Below are 6509 nucleotides of genomic sequence, written 5' to 3' on the forward strand. Positions count from 1 at the left end.
GGTAGCATAAAGCATGTAAAAACTCAGGCAGAGGGCGCTAAACACTGGTTTTTAGTGCGTCAGATCTCTATAATCTCGCGCAACCTATTTCCCCCTCGAACACTTTTTAAGCCGTATAAAAACAGGCTGGGACACTTCACATGAGCGAAAAATACGTCGTCACCTGGGACATGTTGCAGATTCACGCCCGCAAACTGGCTGCGCGTCTGATGCCTTCCGAACAGTGGAAAGGCATTATTGCCGTCAGCCGTGGCGGTCTGGTACCGGGGGCGCTGCTGGCACGTGAGCTGGGTATTCGTCATGTCGATACCGTTTGCATCTCCAGCTATGACCACGACAACCAGCGTGAGCTGAAAGTGCTGAAACGCGCTGAAGGCGACGGTGAAGGCTTTATCGTCATCGACGATCTGGTGGACACCGGTGGTACCGCGGTGGCTATCCGCGAAATGTATCCAAAAGCGCATTTCGTCACTATCTTCGCGAAACCGGCGGGTCGCCCACTGGTTGACGATTACGTGATTGATATCCCTCAGGATACCTGGATTGAACAGCCATGGGATATGGGCGTGGTCTTTGTACCGCCTATTTCAGGCCGTTAATTTCCGCACGTAACTTTACACGCCCGGCTATGTCGGGCGTTGTTCTTTTTATCCTGCCACGCGTTACAATGGACGTTATATGACGTATCCATGGAGGCAACGCAATGACGCAGGCGAATCTCACCGAGACACTCTTCAAACCCCGTTTCAAACACCCTGAAACGTCGACGCTGGTCCGTCGGTTCAATCCGGGTATCCAGCCTGCCGTCCAGTCTGCCTTAGACGGCAAAAACGTCCCCCACTGGTATCGCATGATTAACCGCCTGATGTGGATCTGGCGCGGTATTGATCCGCGTGAAATCCTGGATGTGCAGGCGCGTATCGTCATGAGCGAGTCGGAGCGCACAGACAGCGAACTCTACGACACGGTGGTCGGCTATCGCGGCGGCAACTGGATCTATGAATGGTCTAAACAGGCGATGCTCTGGCAGCAAAAAGCCAGCCAGGAGGAAGATGCTACGCGGAGCGGCAAGCACTGGCTCCATGCGGCCAATCTCTACGCCATTGCCGCCTACCCGCATTTAAAAGGTGATGAGCTGGCTGAGCAGGCTCAGGCGCTGGCGAACCGAGCCTATGAAGAAGCGGCTCAGCGCCTTCCGGGCCAGATGCGCGAACTGGAGTTCACCATTCCCGGCGGTGCGCCCGTCACCGGGTTCCTTCATATGCCTGAAGGAGACGGCCCGTTCCCGACCGTCCTGATGTGCGGCGGGCTGGATTCGCTGCAAATCGACTATTACAGCCTGTATGAGCGTTACTTCGCACCAAAAGGGATCGCGATGTTGACGCTTGATATGCCCTCAATTGGTTTCTCATCCAAATGGAAGCTGACTCAGGATTCCAGTCTGCTGCACCAGCATGCGCTAAAAGCGCTGGAAAACATTCCTTGGGTTGACCACACCCGCGTGGCGGCATTCGGCTTCCGATTTGGGGCGAACGTCGCAGTGCGTCTGGCTTACCTTGAATCATCGCGCCTGAAGGCCGTCGCGTGCCTGGGCCCGGTAGTCCACGCCCTGCTTAGCGATCCTGCCCGTCAGGGCAGCGTGCCGGAAATGTACCTTGACGTGCTGGCCAGCCGCCTTGGCATGCATGATGCATCAGATGAAGCGCTGCGCGTTGAGCTCAATCGTTACTCGTTAAAAACGCAAGGTTTGCTGGGACGCCGTTGCCCGACGCCGATGTTGTCCGGCTTCTGGAAAAACGATCCGTTCAGCCCGGAGGAAGAGTCACGCTTAATCACTTCGTCATCTGCGGATGGTAAATTGCTTGAGGTGCCGTTCAGCCCGGTATATCAGAATTTCGACAAAGCACTGAAAGAGATTACGCGCTGGATCGCTCAGAGATTGTGTTAATAGATTGCTAAATTTTGCTGGTTTGGTAAAACAGTGGCTTCACAAAAGGAGATCGCAATGACGTTACCGAGTGGACACCCGAAAAGTAGGCTGATTAAGAAATTTATGGCTCTCGGCCCATATATTCGAGAAGAGCAGTGTGAAGAGAATCGCTTTTTTTTCGACTGCCTGGCTGTTTGCGTCAACGTGAAGCCTGCACCCGAAAAACGTGAATTCTGGGGCTGGTGGATGGAAATGGAAGCTGAGGAGAAACGTTTTACCTATAGCTACCAGTTTGGCCTGTTTAATAAAGACGGCAACTGGCAGGCCACCACCATCAACGATCAGGAAGTGATTGATCGCCTGGAATATACCCTCAAAGAGTTCCACGACAAAGCGAGCGCACTGCTGGCCTCTCTGGAGCTGAAGTTCGAACCCGCGGATAACTTTTCCAGCGAAGCGGTGAAGCTGACCGCGTAATGCTTTTCTCCCTCTCCCTGTGGGAGAGGGCCGGGGTGAGGGCATCAGACCGCATTCATTTCGGGCAAAAAAATCCCGGCACATCTGCCGGGATTTTCTTATTCGGATAATCTTAGAACTGGTACGTCATACCCAGCGCAACAATATCATCGCTGCTTACGCCCAGTTTATTATCGTCGTCAATCTGGTTGATTTTATAATCAACAAATGCGGACATATTTTTGTTGAAGTAATAGGTCGCGCCGACATCGATATATTTCACCAGGTCTTCGTCACCAATCCCTTCGATATCCTTGCCTTTAGACTGGACATAACCCAGAGACGGGCGCAGGCCGAAATCGAACTGATATTGTGCAACAACTTCAAAGTTCTGCGCTTTATTAGCAAAGCCGCCGGAAATTGGCGTCATATTGCGGGTTTCGGAATACATGGCTGCCAGATAAATATCGTTCGCGTCGTATTTCAGACCGGTAGCCCAGGCTTCTGCTTTCTGGCCCTGACCACGCGCCAGCAGGTTCTGTGCGTTGGTGCGGTCAGAGTTGGTGTACGCACCGCTGACGGCGAAATCGCTACCGCCGAAGTCATAGGTCAGAGAGGTACCGAAACCGTCACCGTTCTGTTTTTTGGCGTCACGGTTTTCGTTTTTGCCCTGGTACTGCAGCGTCATGTCCAGGCCATCAATCGCACCGAAGAAATCGGTGTTACGGTAGGTTGCAAGACCGCTGGCACGCTTGGTCATAAAGTTGTCGGTCTGTGCGGAAGAGTCGCCGCCGAACTCAGGGAACATATCGGTCCACGCTTCGACGTCGTACAGGGCACCCAGGTTACGACCATAATCCAGGGAACCAAAGTCTTTCAGTTTCAGACCCGCAAACGCCAGGCGTGTTTTCTGAGAAGAGTCGCTTTCGGCTTTGTTACCGGCAAATTCAGCTTCCCAACGGCCATAGCCCGTCAGCTGATCGTTAATCTGGGTTTCACCTTTAAAACCGAAGCGAACGTACGTCTGGTCACCATCTTTGGTGTCATCATCGCTGATATAGTGCATCGCTTTAACTTTGCCGTACACGTCCAGTTTATTACCGTTTTTATTATAAACTTCAGCTGCGTGAACGGATGCAGAAGCCACCACGCCCATAACCACTAATGCCAGAGTGCTCTTTTTCATTTTCGATCCTGTCTTATAAACGCGCTAAAAAAATTCGCTGGACGATAAGCTCATGCTTAAGTCCCGTGAAAAAACAGGAAGGGTTTTATCGTTCTGGAATGAAACTTTTATGACAAACTAAGAATAATTTTAAAAAACTGTGATTTATTATTTCGGTAATAAATCCGTCAAATTTTGCCGCTACGCTTCCTGATCCCGCGCAACAAAGTGCTTTGTGATGTACTAAGGCAGTTGGCAACCGGGCTGACTCCTGTTAAAACGTTCGTTCGACATTACTTTCCCTTATCGTTGAACGGCAGAGAATCATGAGTGACAGCCAGACGCTGGTGGTAAAACTCGGTACCAGTGTGTTAACAGGCGGATCGCGCCGCCTAAATCGCGCCCACATTGTTGAGCTTGTACGTCAGTGCGCTCAACTGCATGCCGCAGGGCATCGTATTGTGATTGTGACTTCCGGGGCGATTGCCGCCGGGCGTGAACATCTGGGTTACCCCGAACTTCCCGCGACGATCGCCTCTAAACAGCTGCTGGCCGCCGTGGGACAAAGCCGACTCATTCAACTCTGGGAACAGCTGTTCTCCATCTATGGTATTCACGTCGGGCAGATGCTGCTGACGCGCGCGGATATGGAAGACAGAGAGCGCTTCCTGAACGCGCGCGATACCCTGCGCGCGCTGCTGGACAACAACATTGTTCCCGTCATCAACGAAAACGATGCCGTTGCCACCGCTGAAATCAAAGTGGGGGATAACGATAATCTCTCTGCGCTGGCCGCCATTCTGGCCGGAGCTGATAAACTCCTGCTTCTGACCGATCAGCAAGGGCTGTTTACCGCCGATCCGCGCTCCAACCCGGAAGCCGAACTGATCACCGACGTTCATGGCATCGACGATGCGCTGCGTGCCATCGCCGGTGACAGCGTTTCAGGGCTGGGAACCGGTGGCATGGGAACCAAGCTGCAGGCTGCTGACGTGGCGTGCCGTGCCGGTATCGACACCATTATTGCGGCGGGCAGCCGCCCGGGCGTGATTGGTGACGTGATGGAAGGCATCTCTGTCGGCACCCGCTTCCACGCGCAGGAATCCCCGCTGGAAAACCGCAAGCGCTGGATATTTGGCGCGCCTCCTGCCGGTGAGCTCACCGTTGATGAAGGCGCGACGGCGGCGATTCTGGAACGAGGGAGTTCATTGCTTCCTAAAGGAATTAAAAGCGTGACAGGCAACTTCTCCCGTGGTGAAGTGATCCGCATCCGTAACCTTGAAGGTCGCGATATAGCCCATGGCGTAAGCCGCTATAACAGCGACGCGCTGCGCCGCATTGCGGGCCACCATTCGCAGCAGATCGACGCCATTCTGGGCTATGAATATGGCCCGGTTGCCGTTCACCGCGATGACATGATTATTCGTTAAGGAGCCAGAACATGCTGGAACAAATGGGCGCAGCCGCGAAGGCCGCCTCTTATAAACTGGCGCTCCTTTCCAGCCGTGAGAAAAACCGCGTGCTGGAAAAAATCGCTGATTATCTGGAATCGCAATCCGCTGAGATCCTGCGAGCCAACGAACAAGATTTAGCTGAGGCGCGTGAAAACGGCCTGAGCGAAGCGATGCTCGACCGCCTGGCGCTGACGCCAACGCGCCTGAAAGGCATCGCTGATGATGTCCGTCAGGTTTGTAATCTGGCTGACCCGGTAGGGCAGGTGATTGACGGTGGGCTGCTTGACAGCGGTTTGCGTCTGGAGCGTCGCCGCGTGCCGCTCGGCGTCATTGGTGTGATTTATGAAGCCCGTCCAAACGTGACGGTTGACGTTGCCTCTCTGTGCCTGAAAACCGGTAACGCTGCCATTCTGCGCGGCGGAAAAGAGACCTGGCGCACCAACGCCGCGACGGTAAACGTCATTCAGCAGGCGCTGGAAGAGTGTGGCTTACCGGCGGGAGCCGTGCAGGCGATCGAGAGCCCAGACCGTGCGCTGGTCAACGAAATGCTGCGCATGGATAAATACATCGACATGCTGATCCCACGCGGTGGCGCAGGTCTGCACAAGCTGTGCCGTGAACAGTCCACTATTCCGGTCATTACAGGCGGTATCGGCGTATGCCATATCGTTGTCGATGACAGCGCAGAGATTGCCCCGGCGATGAAGATTATCGTTAACGCCAAAACTCAGCGTCCAAGTACCTGTAACACCGTGGAAACGCTGCTGGTGCATCAGGGTATTGCAAATACCTTCCTCCCGGCGCTGAGCAAACAGATGGCGGAGAGCGGCGTAACGCTGCACGCGGATGCCAATGCGCTCACACTGCTCCAGGATGGCCCGGCTAAGGTAGTGCCAGTCAAAGCGGAGCAGTACGATGACGAGTTCCTGTCGCTGGATCTGAACGTGAAGATTGTTAGCGATCTCGATGACGCGATTGCCCACATCCGTGAGCATGGTACCCAGCATTCTGACGCGATCCTGACGCGTACGCTGCGCAATGCCGATCGCTTCGTGAACGAAGTGGACTCCTCTGCGGTGTATGTCAACGCCTCAACGCGCTTCACCGACGGTGGCCAGTTTGGACTTGGCGCAGAAGTGGCGGTCAGCACGCAGAAACTGCACGCGCGCGGCCCTATGGGCCTCGAAGCTCTGACCACGTACAAATGGATCGGCTTCGGTGACGATACAATTCGTGCGTAAATAATCACGGGTGATGCAAAAATAGCCGTTTGATTCAAAAGGGCATTGACGCATCACCCGGTTAGATCTAACCTTTTGCCCCGTGGTTACACTCGTAACCGGCCTCTCAGGGCCGATATAGCTCAGTTGGTAGAGCAGCGCATTCGTAATGCGAAGGTCGTAGGTTCGACTCCTATTATCGGCACCATCATTTCATCCAGCACCATCCCCAATCGTCCATTTTTCCTTGTTTTTCGCGGTGTTGGCTGTTCTGTTTGTCCGCC

At 54.0% G+C, this 6509-nt stretch carries 6 protein-coding genes and 1 tRNA gene; 6 read left to right on the forward strand and 1 reads right to left on the reverse strand.

The window, feature by feature from the left end; genetic code table 11:
• Positions 1-140 precede the first annotated feature (140 nt).
• From gpt to crl, 3 genes are all read left to right on the forward strand, one after another.
• Complete coding sequence (gpt, locus tag L383_RS00980) at positions 141-599, forward strand: xanthine phosphoribosyltransferase (protein ID WP_003863205.1); 459 nt, start codon at positions 141-143, stop codon at positions 597-599.
• 104 nt (positions 600-703) lie between these two features.
• Positions 704-1948, forward strand: coding sequence for an esterase FrsA (gene frsA, locus L383_RS00975; protein WP_014882681.1), 1245 nt, complete (start codon positions 704-706; stop codon positions 1946-1948).
• Between the two features lie 57 nt (positions 1949-2005).
• A complete protein-coding gene (crl, locus tag L383_RS00970; protein WP_014882682.1) occupies positions 2006-2407 on the forward strand; it encodes a sigma factor-binding protein Crl in 402 nt (133 codons plus the stop codon).
• 112 nt (positions 2408-2519) lie between these two features.
• On the opposite strand, the gene phoE is transcribed toward crl, so the two are convergent.
• Positions 2520-3572 carry a phosphoporin PhoE gene (phoE, locus tag L383_RS00965; RefSeq protein WP_014882683.1) on the reverse strand — a complete coding sequence of 351 codons (1053 nt, stop codon included), beginning with the start codon at positions 3570-3572 and terminating at the stop codon, positions 2520-2522.
• Between the two features lie 305 nt (positions 3573-3877).
• Here phoE and proB point away from each other — a divergent pair, with 305 nt between their 5' ends.
• The 3 genes from proB to L383_RS00950 all read left to right on the forward strand — a co-directional run bounded on the left by proB (position 3878) and on the right by L383_RS00950 (position 6433).
• A complete protein-coding gene (proB, locus tag L383_RS00960; protein ID WP_014882684.1) occupies positions 3878-4981 on the forward strand; it encodes a glutamate 5-kinase in 1104 nt (367 codons plus the stop codon).
• 11 nt (positions 4982-4992) lie between these two features.
• Entirely contained in the window at positions 4993-6246 is a 1254-nt protein-coding gene (gene proA / locus L383_RS00955) for a glutamate-5-semialdehyde dehydrogenase (RefSeq protein ID WP_023332162.1), read from the forward strand.
• Between the two features lie 111 nt (positions 6247-6357).
• A tRNA-Thr gene (locus L383_RS00950) sits at positions 6358-6433 on the forward strand.
• Positions 6434-6509: the final 76 nt, after the last annotated feature.

The organism is Enterobacter sp. MGH 37, assembly GCF_000534515.1.
In the GTDB taxonomy this organism is placed as follows: Bacteria; Pseudomonadota; Gammaproteobacteria; order Enterobacterales; family Enterobacteriaceae; genus Enterobacter; species Enterobacter kobei.

Coding starts and splice junctions, on each gene's coding strand:
- crl (WP_014882682.1), top strand. CDS start 2,006: ATGACGTTACCGAGTGGACACCCGAAAAGTAGGCTGATTAAGAAATTT.
- proA (WP_023332162.1), top strand. CDS start 4,993: ATGCTGGAACAAATGGGCGCAGCCGCGAAGGCCGCCTCTTATAAACTG.
- gpt (WP_003863205.1), top strand. CDS start 141: ATGAGCGAAAAATACGTCGTCACCTGGGACATGTTGCAGATTCACGCC.
- frsA (WP_014882681.1), top strand. CDS start 704: ATGACGCAGGCGAATCTCACCGAGACACTCTTCAAACCCCGTTTCAAA.
- phoE (WP_014882683.1), bottom strand. CDS start 3,572: ATGAAAAAGAGCACTCTGGCATTAGTGGTTATGGGCGTGGTGGCTTCT.
- proB (WP_014882684.1), top strand. CDS start 3,878: ATGAGTGACAGCCAGACGCTGGTGGTAAAACTCGGTACCAGTGTGTTA.